The 16,041-nt window shown below is 46.8% G+C and carries 10 protein-coding genes; 6 read left to right on the forward strand and 4 right to left on the reverse strand.

Features of this window, described 5'->3' with window-relative positions; all coding sequences use genetic code 11:
- Positions 1-20 precede the first annotated feature (20 nt).
- Together fdhF and Q1A86_RS00340 are read right to left on the reverse strand one after the other, a co-directional pair.
- A complete protein-coding gene (gene fdhF / locus Q1A86_RS00335; protein ID WP_299801647.1) occupies positions 21-4,313 on the reverse strand; it encodes a formate dehydrogenase subunit alpha in 4,293 nt (1,430 codons plus the stop codon).
- 297 nt (positions 4,314-4,610) lie between these two features.
- The gene (locus Q1A86_RS00340; RefSeq protein ID WP_299801649.1) at positions 4,611-5,603 is read right to left on the reverse strand and encodes an ion channel; all 993 of its coding nucleotides are present in this window, start codon (positions 5,601-5,603) and stop codon (positions 4,611-4,613) included.
- A gap of 322 nt (positions 5,604-5,925) precedes the next feature.
- Between Q1A86_RS00340 and prfB the strand changes: the two genes are divergently transcribed.
- The 3 genes from prfB (at position 5,926) to Q1A86_RS00355 (ending at position 11,564) form a co-directional block, all read left to right on the forward strand.
- A protein-coding gene (prfB, locus tag Q1A86_RS00345) for a peptide chain release factor 2 (RefSeq protein WP_299801651.1) occupies positions 5,926-7,024 on the forward strand; the annotation gives its coding sequence in 2 pieces (ribosomal slippage) (positions 5,926-6,000 and positions 6,002-7,024; 1,098 coding nt in all).
- Positions 7,025-7,036: 12 nt separating this feature from the next.
- On the forward strand, positions 7,037-8,542 hold the full coding sequence (lysS, locus tag Q1A86_RS00350; RefSeq protein ID WP_299801653.1) for a lysine--tRNA ligase: 1,506 nt from the start codon (positions 7,037-7,039) through the stop codon (positions 8,540-8,542).
- A gap of 478 nt (positions 8,543-9,020) precedes the next feature.
- Positions 9,021-11,564 (forward strand): EAL domain-containing protein, encoded by a 2,544-nt coding sequence (locus Q1A86_RS00355; RefSeq protein WP_299801655.1) that lies wholly within the window; start codon positions 9,021-9,023, stop codon positions 11,562-11,564.
- A 17-nt stretch (positions 11,565-11,581) separates the two neighbouring features.
- Here Q1A86_RS00355 and Q1A86_RS00360 read toward each other — a convergent pair whose 3' ends face one another.
- The gene (locus Q1A86_RS00360; protein WP_299802239.1) at positions 11,582-12,202 is read right to left on the reverse strand and encodes a pseudouridine synthase; all 621 of its coding nucleotides are present in this window, start codon (positions 12,200-12,202) and stop codon (positions 11,582-11,584) included.
- A 188-nt stretch (positions 12,203-12,390) separates the two neighbouring features.
- Here Q1A86_RS00360 and nagB point away from each other — a divergent pair, with 188 nt between their 5' ends.
- The 3 genes from nagB to Q1A86_RS00375 all read left to right on the forward strand — a co-directional run bounded on the left by nagB (position 12,391) and on the right by Q1A86_RS00375 (position 14,724).
- Positions 12,391-13,182 (forward strand): glucosamine-6-phosphate deaminase, encoded by a 792-nt coding sequence (gene nagB, locus Q1A86_RS00365; protein ID WP_299801657.1) that lies wholly within the window; start codon positions 12,391-12,393, stop codon positions 13,180-13,182.
- Between the two features lie 218 nt (positions 13,183-13,400).
- A complete protein-coding gene (locus tag Q1A86_RS00370) occupies positions 13,401-13,937 on the forward strand; it encodes an SRPBCC family protein (RefSeq protein WP_367277866.1) in 537 nt (178 codons plus the stop codon).
- 115 nt (positions 13,938-14,052) lie between these two features.
- Complete coding sequence (locus Q1A86_RS00375; protein ID WP_299801660.1) at positions 14,053-14,724, forward strand: nitroreductase family protein; 672 nt, start codon at positions 14,053-14,055, stop codon at positions 14,722-14,724.
- Positions 14,725-14,833: 109 nt separating this feature from the next.
- On the opposite strand, the gene hmpA is transcribed toward Q1A86_RS00375, so the two are convergent.
- Complete coding sequence (gene hmpA / locus Q1A86_RS00380) at positions 14,834-16,036, reverse strand: NO-inducible flavohemoprotein (RefSeq protein ID WP_299801662.1); 1,203 nt, start codon at positions 16,034-16,036, stop codon at positions 14,834-14,836.
- Positions 16,037-16,041 lie beyond the last annotated feature (5 nt).

The following is a 16,041-nucleotide window of genomic DNA, read 5'->3' on the forward strand; positions in this document are numbered from 1 at the left end:
TTTGAATCAGTCGCGTCGAGTTAGATGAAAGCGACTTCTTGTTCAGCCACTTTTTCCGCTTTAACGGCACAAACCTTAAACTCTGGGATTTTCGCTACTGGATCGAGCGCATTATTGGTGAGTTTATTTGCAGCCGATTCAGCAAAGTGGAATGGTAGGAACAGCACACCCGCTTGAGCACGTTTCGTGACAAAGGCCTGGATCTCAATTTCACCACGGCGAGTGCTCAGCTTTAGCATGTCGCCATTATTCACCGATAATTTCTCGGCATCAAATACCGAGATCATCACCTTGGCACTACCTAGCTGGTTAAGGCCTTCGGTTTTACGGGTCATGGTACCAGTGTGGAACTGCTCCAATAAGCGACCAGTCGATAAGATCAGCGGATACTCGTCACATGGCATTTCAGCGGGCAGGCGGTAATGCACTGCACGCATCTTACCTTTGCCGTGTGTAAACTGAGAGGTGTGCAAAATTGGCGTACCCGGATGCCCCTCTGCAGGACAGGGCCATTGCAGCCCTAGACGGCCATTTTCAGTTAGGCTATCGATCACTTTCCAAGTAATACCACGATACTGTGGTGTGACTTCGGTGATCTCATGCCAGATCTGCTTCTCGCTCTGGTAACCCCAGTCTTCGCCCATCTTGCTGGCGATAAGCCCGATGATCTCCCAATCATTCTTGGCTAAGCCCGGCGGTGTTACTGCGGGTAGCAGCTGCTGAACGCGGCGCTCAGTATTGGTAAAGTGGCCTAGCTTCTCGGCAAAGGCGGCTGCAGGCAGGACTACATCGGCAAGCTCGGCAGTTTCGGTTAGGAAGATATCCTGCACCACAACAAACTCTGCGGCAGCTAAGCCTTGCAGTACGTGCTTTTGATCCGGATCGCTTAGCACTGGGTTTTCACCCATCACATATAGGCCCTTTAGCTCGCCGTGGGTGAGGGCATGCATCATCTCGGTGGCTGATAAGCCAATATCGGCACAGAGATCGTCCTTACCCCAAGCTTCACGGAATCGCATCTGCACTAGCGGGTCATCAAGCTTCTGATAACCACTGAAGTAGTTCGGCAGCGCGCCCATATCACAGGCGCCTTGTACGTTACTCTGGCCGCGAAGTGGGTTAATCCCCGCGCCTTTAAGGCCAATATTGCCGCACAGTAGCTGCAGGTTCGATATCGCGGTGACGTTATCGTGGCCTGAAGTATGCTGGGTGATCCCCATCGCATAGTAGATGGCCGTTTTCTTTGCGGTACCGATAAGGCGCGCCATTTCGATAATATCTTTAGCGCTAACACCTGTGATGAGTTCGGCGTTCTTTGCACTGTAATCAGGGCTCATCACTTCATCATAAAGCTGACTAAAGCCTTCAACTCGTGACTGAATGTAATCTAAGTCATGCCAATCGTTCTTGATGATCTGTTGCATAATCGCGTTAAGCAGCATCACATCAGAACCCGGTCTTTGGGCCACATAAAGCTGGGCTTTATCGGCAATAGAGACACGCTTTGGATCGGCAACAATTAATCGTGCGCCATGCTCTTTCAGTGCTTGCTTGATTTTTGAAGCGATAATGGGGTGAGCGCTTTCGGTATCTGAACCAAGGATAAAGATAAGATCGCTATCTTTGATACTCGGAATATCGTTAGTCATCGCGCCACTGCCAAGGCTTTCGCGTAGGGCGGTTACCGTCGATGCGTGGCAAAGGCGGGCACAGTGGTCAACGTTGTTGTTGCCAAGCACGCTGCGGAAGAATTTCTGGAAAACGTAGTTATCTTCGTTAGTGGCTTTTGCTGAAGAAAGGCCGGCAATCGCTTTGTCGCCATAGACTTGTTTTATCTGGGCAAAACGTTGAGCAACTACGGAAATTGCTTCATCCCAACTTGCTGGGACTAACTCACCATTTTTACGAATAAGTGGCGTGGTTAGGCGCTTATCACTGCCGACAAAGTCGAAACCGAATCGACCTTTTACGCACAACATACCTTCGTTTACCGGTGATGACGTATCGCCACTGATCTGCAAAATCTGGTTCTTCTGCTCGTCGACATGCATGTTCACTCGGCAACCGATACCGCAGTAAGTACAGATGGTGGATACCGTCTTAAGCGGTGCCTTTTGCGCCGTGGTTAAACCTTGAGTCTTATTGCGGGCATCGACTAATGCACCCGTTGGGCACACTTGCACGCAGTTACCACACTGTACGCAGTCACTGTCGTTCATCGAGGCGCTAAAGCCGACACGCGGTGCTCTGCGCTCATCACTGTCAGATAAGCTGGCACATGAAGTTGGAATGGCTTGGTAATGATCTTTGGCAAACGAGATGGCGTTATGACCACTGGCACTGTGACAGATCTCTACACATGAGCCACAGCTGATACAACGGTTGGCATCGAAAGTGATAAATGGCGCACTGCTATCGATGCTAAAGTGCTGCGCCGTGCTGGTATCTAGTTCTGAAGCCTTAACCTTGTATTCGGTAGCGTAGTCGCGCAGCTTACAATCTGTGTTGGCCTGACAGGCGCACTCTAGGCAGCGCGCGGCTTCTTTCATGGCTTCATCAGCTTCAAAGCCTAGCTCGACCTCACTAAAATTTAGTGCTCGTTGCAGCTTATCAAGCTCTGGCATTAGGCTACGAGCTTGCGCCGGGTTCGATGGATATAACGCATCAGCTTTGAATGACTTAAGGCTGCTGGTTTTGGCCGCTTTAGTCGAATTAAATGGCTGTTTGACTAGCTCGCATGTGAGGCCTTGAGACAGTAGCTTCTCGATAGCATCGGCAGCCTTGCGGCCATCGGCTACGGCGGCTACCGCGGTAGCAGGCCCTGTACGAGAGTCACCAATCACAAATAGCTTATCGAGCCCCGCCGATTGACCGGCCGACATGGTGTGCTCACAGCCTTCGAAGGTGTTCCAGCGCGTCAGCGCTACTTCACCTGTGGCTAACTGGCTCTGAGGATGCTCAAGAAAGTCCATATCTGGGGTTTGTGAAACCGCAGGGATCACGGTATCGAACGCTTCGACAAAGGTTTCACCAGTCGGTCTCGGGCTGCGACGCCCAGAGCTATCAGGCTCACCAAGGGCCATCACTTCAAAAGTGACGCTGGCCACTCGGCCGTTGTCATCGCTGTGATTCTCAATCGGGTTGGTCAAGAAGTGGAACTTAATCCCTTCTTGCTCGGCCTCATGGATCTCATAGTCTTCTGCTGGCATTTCGTCGCGAGTACGACGATAAACCAATGTCACATCCGCGCCATCACGTTTTGCGGTGCGCGCGCAGTCGATTGCGGTGTTACCACCACCAATAACGGCAACCTTTTTGCCTGTGACGTATTGCTTGTCTGTGCAGTAATCTTTTAGGTAATCAACGCCTAAATAACAACCATCGAGATCAATACCAGGATAGTTCATTGGCACGGCTTTTTGCGCGCCAATGGCTAAACAGACCGCATCAAAACCTTCAATTAAGCCGTTAAGGTGGATATCGCGGCCAAGGCGCGTGTCGGTTTGAATATTCAGACCGTTTTTACACAAAAGCGCAATCTCTTTATCGAGAATGGACTTAGGTAGTCGGTACTCTGGAATACCGTAGCGTAACCAGCCGCCTGCTTGTGGCATAGACTCGAAAATCGTTACGTCATGGCCATTGTTAGACAGGTAATAACCCGCAGAAATACCTGCAGGACCACTGCCTATGATGGCGACCTTCTTGTTGGTTGCCGGGGCCTTTGGCGGCACATACGGGTTTTCACCCTCTAAGTCGAGATCGGCTGCGTGGCGCTTTAATTGGCGAATCGCCACAGGCTCATCGACTAGGCCACGGCGGCACTCAGTTTCACAAAAAGCGGGGCAGACACGGCCAATAGACAGTGGCAAAGGTAAGGTCTGCTTAATGACTTTAACCGCTTCGCTGTGGTCACCTTGAGCAATATGGTACAGGTAAGACTGCACATCGACGCCAGCCGGGCAGGCTGTTTGGCATGGCGCTTCACAGTCGGCAAAGTGATTTGACAATATCACTTGGAGAGCGGCCTTGCGCTGCTTGCTGAGTGCGGCAGACTGGGTAATGACTGTAATATTTTGCTCACTGATGTCGGCCACTCGCGTCTCACAGGCGCGCACATTGGTGATGCTGTTATCATGGCCAACTAGCTCAACATGGCAAAGGTTACAGTGCTGCTTGCTGTCGTTAACTAAGGCGCTAGCGCTGCTTTTACATAGATTCGGAATGGTAATATCTGCGCTTAGCGCGACATCGAGTAGGGTGTCTTGTTGATTGGCAACTAATGACTTGCCATCAATTATTATTTGTTTCATCGCATGGGCCTTTATTTATTGGGTCACTGCTGGCACTTAGCGCTGGGGTCGGAGACCTTGACGTAAGCCCTGCACTCACTGAGACGGACTAGGCGAAATCTTATTTTTCTGAGTATACCTGCGGCCTTTTTTTACGCTGACAATGCAGGTTAAGTTTTAACTAAAATTGCTGATTTGCTCACAGGTGATACCTGAAGTGTGCGCGATAATTATTGTGGCTGGTCTAATGTGTGATCAAGATCGTTGAGCGGATGGAGAGAGGTGTTAGGGCTAATTTTTAAATTGATTATCAGAGGTTTACCGAGTCATCTTCTTGACAAATACCACCACGAACAGCGCGATAGTAAAGCTGCCAGTAAAGGCCTCGAAAGCGGCTATCGCTCGTGAGAAGCCTATGGGGGTAAAGTCGCCATAACCTAGGGTGGTGAAGGTGACGACCGAATAGTAAATGCAGTTCAGAAATAGCACGAAGTTAGTGCTGAAATCATTATTTAGGCTAAAGACCTGTAACTGATCCTCGTATTGTAGCCCGGTAAAGAAGTAGAGCACGGCACTGATGAGAATGAGGATAAGTGAGAAACCAACGACTCTTAGAGGCGCTTCGCCGTAGCCACAAAAGAGATCGATCGTCTTAGAGATAATGCGTTTAAGACAATATTTTGGCATCTGGTAGCGGCGCATGGTGAGTTCTTTGCGAATATATTGGCCGGACATGGCAAATAACCCCTCTCTATCGGCGGCTTTTCGTAAGTCGCGATAGATCTCTTCGGCCTGCTCTAAATAGTCCATGGCCCTTTCTGTATCCCCCGATTTTTGGGCTGCTCGGGCGAGTCGCTCTTGGCGTAGGGTATTTCCCGTGTGCATATTTTCAATTTTGGCACCGAGCCACTTAACCCCTAGCAGGTTGCAAGCCTCCAAATTTGCGCAGTGTACAGTCGCGTCTCGTAGATCGGCCTTCATTAGGCTGGCGTTTTCAAGCTTGATATTAAACAGGTGAGCGCCGCTTAAGTCGGCGCGATAAAGCTCGGCGTTACTCAAATCGAAGCCGACTTTTTGCTGGTGGCGTACCAGATCGATATTAGCGAGTTTGGCGTGGTTAAGGCTGATACCTCTTAACTGCCCGCCTTTACGAGCAAATTCTTCAAGTTTATGAATATCATCGGGCTTGTTCTTGATGATTTTAGGATCATGCCAATAGCACAGGCCTGAGTCTCCTGCGACCTCTCGGCAGGTATGTTGATTATTTTCATGGTAACGGCATTGGTTAGTCGTTTGGCTATCTGTGGTCATAAATAGCGTTAACCATCAAAGTGGTTTGAGTCATCGTCTGGGTAATATTGAGTATAGAAGTGCTGAGTATAGACAGCCAGATGAAGCATAAATCTTCAAGGTTTCTTCTGGAGCTATGGTCGCAGTGAGTGGCCCTGTTTGGCGGCGGAATTATGGTTTTTAGTCCTTGAGCTGTGATTGATGAATAAAATTGCTACTTTGTGAGCTTTTGCCGCTAGGTTTCAAGCAAAGCATGGGTTAAAATAGCGGGTTTCCATCCGTAGTAACGTAGCTGTTAATGCTTTTGGCCATTAACGCTTAGCAATTAGAAGTTGATTAAATCATGTTTGAAGTAAATCCAGTTAAATTCAAAATCAAGGAGCTCGCTGACCGTACCGACCTTCTTCGGGGGTATCTTTGACTACGATGCTAAGAGTGAGCGTCTAGAAGAAGTCAGCCGAGAGCTTGAAAGCTCTGAAGTTTGGAATGATCCAGAAAACGCCCAAGCCTTAGGCAAGGAGCGTGCAGCACTTGAAGCGGTAGTGAAGACTATCGACGATATGGACAGTGGCCTAGAAGATATTGAAGGGTTACTAGAGCTAGCCGTTGAAGAAGATGATGAAGAAACCTTTAACGACGCCGCTGCGGAATTACAGGGCTTAGAGAAACGCCTTGAGGAACTTGAGTTCCGTCGTATGTTCTCTAAACCACATGATGCTTCAGATTGTTATTTAGATATTCAATCAGGATCGGGCGGAACAGAAGCGCAGGATTGGGCCAACATGGTGCTGCGTATGTTCTTGCGTTGGGGTGAAGCCCACGACTATAAGCCAGAACTGATTGAAGTCACTGCGGGTGATGTTGCCGGTATTAAAGGCGCAACAGTGAAGTTTACCGGTGAATATGCCTTTGGTTCACTGCGTACCGAAACCGGTGTACACCGTTTAGTGCGTAAGTCGCCATTTGACTCGTCAGGCAAGCGTCACACCTCTTTCTGTTCGGTATTCGTTTACCCAGAAATTGATGATTCGATTGAGATTGATATCAATCCGTCGGACTTAAGAATTGATACCTACCGCGCCTCGGGTGCTGGTGGTCAGCACGTGAACAAAACCGAGTCGGCAATTCGTATTACGCATTTACCGACCAACACAGTAGTACAATGTCAGAATGACCGTTCACAGCATAAGAACCGTGATGCGGCCATGAAACAGTTAAAAGCAAAGCTGTATGAGCTAGAGATGCTTAAGCAGAATGCCGACAAGCAAGCCGCCGAAGATGCCAAGTCAGATATTGGCTGGGGCAGCCAGATCCGTTCATACGTGCTCGATGATGCACGTATTAAAGATCTACGTACCGGCGTTGAAAACCGAAATACCCAGAGCGTTTTAGATGGCGATCTGGACAAGTTTATTGAAGCTAGCCTGAAATCTGGCCTTTAACGAGAGAAGAAGATGACTGAACAAACCCAAGACGAGAACAAGTTAATTGCAGAACGTCGTGCAAAACTAGAGCACATCCGTACGAACTGCCCTGCAAACGGTCACCCGAACAACTTCGATCGAAAACACAAAGCGGCAGACATTCAAGCTGAATTTGGTAACAACACCAAAGAAGAGCTTGAAGGCATGGGCATTGAGCGTTCAATCGCTGGCCGTGTTATGGCTAAGCGTGGTCCATTTTTGGTTATCCAAGATGTGAGCGGTCGTATCCAGGCTTACGCTGGTAAAGACGTTCAAAAAGATCTTAAAGAGAAATTCCAAGGTCTAGATATCGGTGACATCATCGGTGTCACAGGTCAGCTACACCTTTCAGGTAAAGGCGACTTATATGTGAACATGGAAGAGTACCAGTTGCTAACTAAGGCACTGCGTCCACTTCCTGAAAAGTTCCACGGCCTAACTGACCAAGAAACTCGTTACCGTCAGCGTTACGTTGACTTAATTGTTAACGAAGATTCTCGTGCAGCCTTTATCATGCGTTCTAAAGTGGTTTCGGCTATTCGTAACTTCATGGTGAAGAAAGAGTTCATGGAAGTTGAAACCCCTATGATGCACAGCATCCCAGGTGGTGCTTCAGCACGTCCATTCGAGACGCACCACAATGCGCTTGATATCGCTATGTACCTACGTATTGCACCTGAGCTATACCTTAAGCGTCTAGTGGTTGGTGGTTTTGAGCGCGTATTCGAAATCAACCGTAACTTCCGTAACGAAGGTCTGTCTCCACGTCATAACCCAGAATTCACCATGATGGAATTCTATATGGCGTACGCTGACTTCAACGATCTAATGGATCTAACTGAAGAGATGCTAAGCTCTATCGCAACTGAGTTATGTGGTTCTCCACAGCTTCCATACGGTGAGCATACAGTTGACTTTGGTGGCCCATATGCACGTTTAAGCATGTTGGATGCTATCAAGAAGTACAACCCAGACAACGCAACAATCCAGTCTATGACTTACGAAGAAGTTAAAGACGTTGAATTTATGCGTGACTTGGCTAAGAGCCTAGGCATGACTGTTGAGAAGTTCTGGACTTGTGGTCAGTTACTAGAAGAGATCTTCGGTGAAACTGCTGAAACTCAATTGATGCAACCTACTTTCATTACTGGCTACCCAGCGGATATCTCTCCACTAGCACGCCGTAACGACGATAACCATTTCATTACTGACCGTTTCGAGTTCTTTATCGGCGGCCGTGAAGTGGCTAACGGTTTCTCTGAGCTTAACGATGCTGAAGATCAAGATAGCCGTTTCAAGGCTCAGGTTGATGCTAAAGATGCGGGTGATGACGAAGCGATGTTCTACGACGCTGACTACATCACAGCACTAGAGCACGGCTTACCGCCAACAGCGGGTCAAGGTATCGGTATCGACCGTTTAGTGATGCTATTCACTAACACGCACACCATTCGTGACGTGATCTTATTCCCAGCGATGCGCCCACAGGCAAACTAATCGCGGGAATAATAGGTAATACCTGTTAGAGTTTAAAAACCAGCCACTTGGCTGGTTTTTTTATGTCTGATTAGTATGAATACCGATATCTGTGATAGAGAGTGCTGATTAAAGATTAATCTGACAAATTAATTGATGTTCATCAAGTTAATCTAAGTCGATTCCCTGTATTTTGTCGGGTTGCTAAATCGCAATGCTAAACACAGGTTATTGACGTTGCAGACAATTCTCGTTTGTTCCCCTCTGTTTAGCGCATGGCAAAGTAATCATTTAGGCTAATTATTCGCAATTTTATCTTCAGTTGATTTTTGGTAGTTTTATCTAGGGCTATTCTTTATTTTTTTGGGCTTAAATACTAAAGTTAAGCCTGATTTTGACGCTTTTAATTGTAAAGTATTTTTACACTCTATCGTCATAGGGACTTAGGTAAAGAACAGACTGCTTTGAATCATCATGGAAAGATTAATAGGACATAGAGTTGATTAATATCACAATAACGCAAGCACAACTGGGTGAATGGCAGCAATCTATCGATTTGCTGGCACGAATAGCCCAGTGCGGGGCCGCGTTATTACAGGTAGATCAAGACGATAAGTTTGTCCCTCTATGCTATGCCAATATTAACCTTGAGCAGCTAGGTAAACTGCAGCTAACTCGAGAGCAGGTCTACCGCTGCTCAGAAACTCTAGGGTCAGAATCCATAGAGCAAGCAATGTCATGTGAAACCTTAGTTTCACTCGATACCTCAATCCAGTGCTTACTACCGATTAACTGGCCTGCAGGAGCTTTATTTGGCTATATCTGTATTAGTCCACTCTCTGAGGTCTTAGCTGAACCCTCTAATTCCTCTCAAGCTAAACAGGCTGAGACTCGTCGATTATTGAAGTTATGTGCCGACAGCATAGAGCTGGGGTTGGCCGAGATCTATCGCCAGTTTAAACGTGAAGAGAATAGTGCTCGCGATGTTAACCACTTGGCCACTCCGGTGAGTTTGCAGGCCTTTATCGATTGTATGAAAGAGCATGTTTGGATGAAAAATGCATCCGGACGCTACATCCTAGTTAATCATAGTGTAGAGCTTGCATGGAATCGTCCTCGAGAGCAGATCTTAAACCTCACCGATGAGGATCTATTTGAGGATCGTTTAGCTAAGCATTTTGTTGCCAGTGACATTGAATCCATTCGCAAAGGTGTTGAGGTCTCAACTGGTGCATGTGAGGGCTTAGACATTGGTGATGTTGAGTCTTGGCTGGAAACCACTAAGATGCCGGTTATTAATGATGATGGTGAGTTAGCTGGGATCATCGGTATTTCACGCAATATCACTTCCCATAAAGCGGCAAAAGACCAACTTGAACTCGCTTCCCGTGTATTTGAAAACTCGGCTGAAGGGGTAATTATTACTGATGTCGATGGAACGATTGTCAATGCTCATGGTGCCTTTGGTAAGATAACAGGTTACAGCAAAGAGGAATTGTTAGGGCAAAACCCGCGTGTACTTAACTCTGGACGTCATGAGAAAGCCTTTTTTACCAAAATGTGGGGGGATTTACTCAGTAATGGTAAGTGGCATGGTGAGATCTGGAATCGTCGTAAGAGTGGCGCTATCTTTCCGCAGCTACTCAATATCAGCGCCGTTTATGATGAAGAGCATCAGATCCGTTATTTTGTGGCGGTGTTTAATGATATTTCGGCGCAAAAACAAAGTGAAGCTGAACTGGCTAAAATTGCATTTCATGATCCGCTCACTAAGTTGCCTAACCGTATGGCACTGAGTAAAGGGTTAGAGCAGGAGCTAAAGCAGGCTAAGCACAATAATAAACGCCTTGGCTTAGTGTATATCGATGTCGATCTATTTAAGCAGGTCAATGAAAGCTACGGTCACCCCATAGGTGATGAGGTCTTGTTAGAGCTTAGCCATCGTTTTAGGCAAGGATTAGGAGATTTAGCCACCTATGCTCGACTCGGCAGTGATGAGTTTGCGGTTATTCTGCCTAATATTGATAGTAATGATGCCTTATTATTGCGGATTAATAATTTGCGCAAGGTGTTCGATCAGCCGTTTATACTCGGTGAGTATGGTCAAGCGCGGCTCACTGCGAGTATGGGAATAGCAATCTATCCTGATGATGCTCAAGACTCTAGTGGATTACTGGTTAATGCCGAAGTGGCGATGCACCGAGCCAAACAAGATGGTCGCAATAATTACGCCTTCTATACCGAGTCGTTAACTCAGGAATCGGTGGAGAAACTTAAATTACAGAGTGCGCTGCATGACGCATTAGAGTTAGAGACTTTCCATCTGGTCTATCAGCCAAAGATTAGCTTTAGTACGGGTGAGGTTATTGGCTTTGAAGCATTAATGCGTTGGGACGACCCTGTATTTGGCAATGTTTCTCCGGCTATCTTTATTCCGCTGGCCGAAAAGATTGGATTAATTCAAGATATTGGTCGCTGGGTGTTAAAACGTGCCTGCGAGCAGGGACAGCGCTGGCATCAGCAAGGTGTAAGCTTTGGTCGAATTGCGGTCAATGTCGCCGGACAGCAAATTCAGCGCAGCAGTTTTGTCGATGAAGTAGCCGAGACCCTTAAAGAAACGGGTCTGCCTGCGACGAGTTTAGAGCTCGAGGTGACAGAAAGCTGCATGATGTCAGATCCTGAGCTTGTGAGCCAAGATCTCGCCAAACTGGGTGAGATGGGGGTTAAGCTATCGATTGATGATTTTGGCACTGGCTACTCGTCATTGAGTTATCTTAAAAAGCTGCCTATTCATAAGCTTAAAATCGATCAGTCTTTCGTTGCGGGATTACCTTTTGATACTCACAACACCGCGATTGCGAAGGCGATTATTGCAATGGGACATGCCTTGAACCTAAAGGTGGTTGCTGAAGGGGTGGAAACCCAGGAGCAAGCGGACTTCTTAAAAGAGAGCTTGTGCGACCATGCTCAGGGGTATTTCTATAGTAAACCTAAGCGAGTCGAAGAGCTTTCGGCATTCTTAATCGCCGACACTTCGAGTTAATGTTTGAGTAGAATCGTCTATGACTCGAGGTTTACTGCTGCATCTATGCTAAAACCAGAAACGGGGCTTACCTCACCGGGCTGCATCTGATTGAGATGAATGGCACCAATTCTGACTCTTACCAATCTTAATGTCGGCAGGCCAACGGCGGCGGTCATCTTCCTTATTTGACGGTTTTTGCCTTCACTGATGGTGATGGAAAGCCAGCTCGTCGGCCCATGACGCGCATCGCGTACTTTTCTGCCTCTATCGGGAAGATTCGGCGCGGGTACTAGCTGACTGACTTGGCAGGGTAAGGTTTGATATTTAGCGCCACTTATTCCAATTTCAACTCCTTGTTGTAGCAGGGCTATCTGTTCCTGCTTTGCCTCTCCATCCACTTGGACATAGTATTCCTTTTCCACCGTTTTACTGCGGATAAGGTGGCTCTGCATGCCATCGGTTGTCAGTAGCAATAAGCCTTCAGAATCATGGTCAAGGCGGCCAATCGCCATGGTTTTTTCGGGGAAGTCATAGAGCTCACCGAGTAATGGCTTACTCTTACGTGTTTCAGGCACGAATTGACTTAAGAAACCATAGGGTTTGTAGATCAAAAAATGTTGATGCGCATGCTCGGAAGGGTTATCGACAACAGACATAGTAAAGACTCGAAATAATGGAGCTGGCATTATAGCCTAATCAGGAGCTTAGCTTAACAGGCAGGCCATGGCGTAACCTGCTTAAATAATAGCTAATGACAGCGTTGTCATTTAAGGTTATAGTAATGTTACATAGTTAGCGATGGGTCAGCTTGCTAACGACTAAGAACACATATTGGATCTAGTTTATGCAAATCGTAATATTAAAAGACAGTGCGGCAGTTGCTGAATATGGCGCAAATATTTTTATTAAGCAGCTGCAGAAAAAGGCTGATTCGGTATTAGGCTTAGCAACAGGCTCGACACCGGTATCGCTATACCAAGGTTTGATAGCGGCTAATAAGGCAAAACAAATATCTTTTGCTGGGGTAAAAACCTTCAACCTAGATGAATATTTAGGGTTGGAAGGCACGCATCCACAGAGCTACCGTTACTTTATGAATGAGCAGCTTTTCGATCATATCGATATCGATAAGTCGCAAACATTTGTGCCTCCGGGCGATGTCGCTAATCCGATTGAAGCTTGTCAGGGTTATGAAGCGCAGATTGCCGCGGCTGGCGGCATCGATATTCAATTGCTGGGTATCGGCCGAAATGGTCATATCGGCTTTAATGAGCCCTCGTCTGGCTTGATGTCGCGTACTCGAGTTAAGACTCTGACCAAGGCGACCATTGACGATAATGCTCGCTTTTTCAAAGAGGGCGAGTATCAGCCACATCTATCGATAACCATGGGGATTGGCACTATCTTAGATGCCAAGAAAGTCGTGTTACTGGCAACCGGTGAGAATAAGGCCGATGCCATTCTTGCTATGGTTGAAGGTGCATTAACCGCGGCTTGCCCCGCTTCAGCGCTACAGTTACACCAAGATGCGGTGTTGGTGATTGATGAGGCGGCGGCTTTTAAACTGACAGATAAAGATTTCTATAAGCATATCGAAGCCGAGAATCAGAAACTAATGGCGAGACTGGGCCTTTAATTTGGCGTTAATAGCGTATTCAACAATACTCACACAAGGGACAAGCATGGCTTGTCCTTTTTTGTATCTCTTATTTAGACGGGTTTATCTATCCCCATAACGGCATGGGGTAGCGGGCTAGATTTGTCACTCTATTCATTTATTGCTTATTCTTAATTTACCTTGCATCTCGGTGGAACTGCTCTGCGGTGCTCATTGCTTAATAAGAGTAAATGATTATGTTTAAGAAATTCCTGTTGCTGCTCCTTGTGATTATTGCATTGCCTTTCATTGTTGCCTTGTTTGTCGATAAGAATTACTCGGTGGCGACTCAAATCACCATAGATAAACCCGTCGCAGAGGTATTCGATTACGTCAGATATTTAAAAAACCAAGATAACTATAGTGTGTGGGCACAGATGGATCCGAATATGCAAAAAAGCTATCGTGGTATAGATGGCATGACAGGTTTTACTGCTAGCTGGTCGAGTGACAAAGAAGAGGTTGGAGTCGGAGAGCAAGAGATCATTCGAATCGATGAAGGCAAACGCATCGACTATGAACTTCGCTTTTATAAGCCATTTGAATCTACCGATTTTGCCTATATTGAAACAGAGGCGATTTCGGATAATCAGACACGAGTGACCTGGGGTTTTGGCGGGCATTTAGATTACCCGATGAATTTAATGTTCCTGTTTATCGATTTTGAGGGCATGATTACTAGTGACTTAAGCCAAGGTTTGCAGCAGCTAAAGACGGTAGTAGAAGCTCAGTAGAAATAGGCTCAGTAGAGTTAGCTCAGTAGTCAGTAGAATTAACTCAGAAGTTTGCACGATTGCTACCGCAATTAAATGATTGAAAACAATAATTAAAATGAGTTGAAGGTAAAACATGACTGAAGCACATCACCCTCTTAATGACTTTATCGAATACCCCCAAGCCGAGATGCTCGAGCGTGCCGATGCAAACTATAAACAGGTGCAGCGACGCCATTCTATCCGCAAGTTCTCTGACCGAGCGGTTCCTAAAGAGATCATCGAAAAGTGTATTCTTGCAGCGGGCACCGCGCCTAATGGTGCCAACCATCAGCCTTGGCATTTTGTCGCTATTAATAGCCCTGAGATAAAGGCGCAAATTCGTCATGAGGCCGAGGCTCTTGAGCAGGCTTTTTACGCCGGACGTGCAGGGGAAGAGTGGTTAGATGCGCTAAAACCCTTAGGCACCAATGCCGATAAACCCTATCTTGAACATGCACCTTGGTTAATTGCCATTTTTAGTAAAAAACGCACGGAGGAAGAGGGCGAGCAAAAGACTAATTACTATGTGCATGAGTCGGTGGGGATCGCCACCGGATTTTTAATTCAGGCGCTGCATAATGCGGGTCTTGGCACCTTGACCCATACGCCAAAACCTATGTCATTTTTAAGCAAGGTGTGCGGCCGAGATAATGCCAATGAACGGCCGTACATGTTGATTATTGCGGGGTACCCAGGTGACGACGCCACAGTGCCTGAGCATGCTCTGCAGAAAAAGCCGCTTGCTGAGATCTGTGATTTTATTTAAGCACTTTACCTAAAAAATGGTTTTGAACTTCTTCAGCCAGCAATAAAAAAATGGACGCCAAACGACGTCCATTTATTAATTTGGGCTAAACCTACTCGCTCGTGGCTGATTATAGATCTGCGTGTGGGCCAAACACTTCATAATGAATGCGGTTCTGACTCACTCCAAGCTCAAGCAGTTGCTGCTTGGCAAACTGCATAAAGGCAATTGGGCCACAAAGGTAGTAATCACCATAATCAAGCGGCAGTGACTCTTTGAGTGCTGCAAGATTCATAAAGCCCTGATGGATATTACTTTCAGATGTAACATCGTTGGCTTTGGCAATATCGCGATACCAGGTGTGATGTTGCAGGTTAAGGCGTTGACTCAGTGTCTCCACTCGCTGGTTAAATGAGTGCTGCTCAACACTTTCGCAGGCGTGCAGGTAGAACACGGGGTTAGCAAATGACTTCGACGCCAGCATCTCAAGCATTGACTGCATAGGCGTTACGCCTACGCCTGCCGAGATTAGCACAACAGGTGCTTCGCGCTCCTCATAGTGGAAATCGCCAGCAGGAGGGTAAACATCAATGCTATCACCTATCTGAACATGGTCATGCAAGTAGTTAGACACTACGCCAGGGATAGCGGCCGCTTCTCTTTTCACTGAAATGCGATACTGCTTACCATTAGGCTTATCAGATAGTGAGTATTGGCGCATCTCTTGGTATTCATGGTTACTTGGTGCCACGCTCACACCAAGGTATTGGCCTGCTTCAAAGTCAATAACGGCGTTACCATCTTTTGGAGCAAGCACAAAGCTAGTCACTAGCTCAGACTCTTTATTTTTTTCAATAACAGTGAAGGCTCTTGCGCCCTTCCAACCGCCAGCTTGGCTCTCACTTCTATGATAAAGGGTGGCTTCTCGGTCGATGAAAATGCCAGCTAACACACCATAGGCGGCGCCCCAAGCTTCTTCTACATCAGGAGTGAAGGCATCGGGAGCTAATTCGCGCAGCGTCTCTAAAAGATGATGGCCAACAATAGGGTAATGCTCTGGCTGAATATTAAAGCTGGTGTGCTTATGGGCGATGCGTTCTACTGCACCACTTAATGCGCCTAAGTTGTCGATATTTTTGGCATAAGCAGCGACAGCGTTAAATAGGGCCGCTGGTTGACCACCTGTGTGCTGGTGACTCATGTTGAAGATATCTTTAAGCTCTGGATTGTGAGCAAACATGCGCTTATAAAAGTGTTCAGTAATTGCAGTGCCTGCTGACTCTAATAATGGAATGGTGCTTTTTACAATGCTGATATGTTTTTCAGATAACATCTTAC

The organism is uncultured Shewanella sp., from assembly GCF_947497935.1.
Lineage (GTDB): Bacteria > Pseudomonadota > Gammaproteobacteria > Enterobacterales > Shewanellaceae > Shewanella.

Excerpts from the sequence above, each read along its gene's own strand:
- Q1A86_RS00375 (WP_299801660.1), top strand. The coding sequence starts at position 14,053 with ATGACTGAAGCACATCACCCTCTTAATGACTTTATCGAATACCCCCAA.
- hmpA (WP_299801662.1), bottom strand. The coding sequence starts at position 16,036 with ATGTTATCTGAAAAACATATCAGCATTGTAAAAAGCACCATTCCATTA.
- Q1A86_RS00360 (WP_299802239.1), bottom strand. The coding sequence starts at position 12,202 with ATGTCTGTTGTCGATAACCCTTCCGAGCATGCGCATCAACATTTTTTG.
- nagB (WP_299801657.1), top strand. The coding sequence starts at position 12,391 with ATGCAAATCGTAATATTAAAAGACAGTGCGGCAGTTGCTGAATATGGC.
- lysS (WP_299801653.1), top strand. The coding sequence starts at position 7,037 with ATGACTGAACAAACCCAAGACGAGAACAAGTTAATTGCAGAACGTCGT.
- Q1A86_RS00370 (WP_367277866.1), top strand. The coding sequence starts at position 13,401 with ATGTTTAAGAAATTCCTGTTGCTGCTCCTTGTGATTATTGCATTGCCT.
- Q1A86_RS00340 (WP_299801649.1), bottom strand. The coding sequence starts at position 5,603 with ATGACCACAGATAGCCAAACGACTAACCAATGCCGTTACCATGAAAAT.
- fdhF (WP_299801647.1), bottom strand. The coding sequence starts at position 4,313 with ATGAAACAAATAATAATTGATGGCAAGTCATTAGTTGCCAATCAACAA.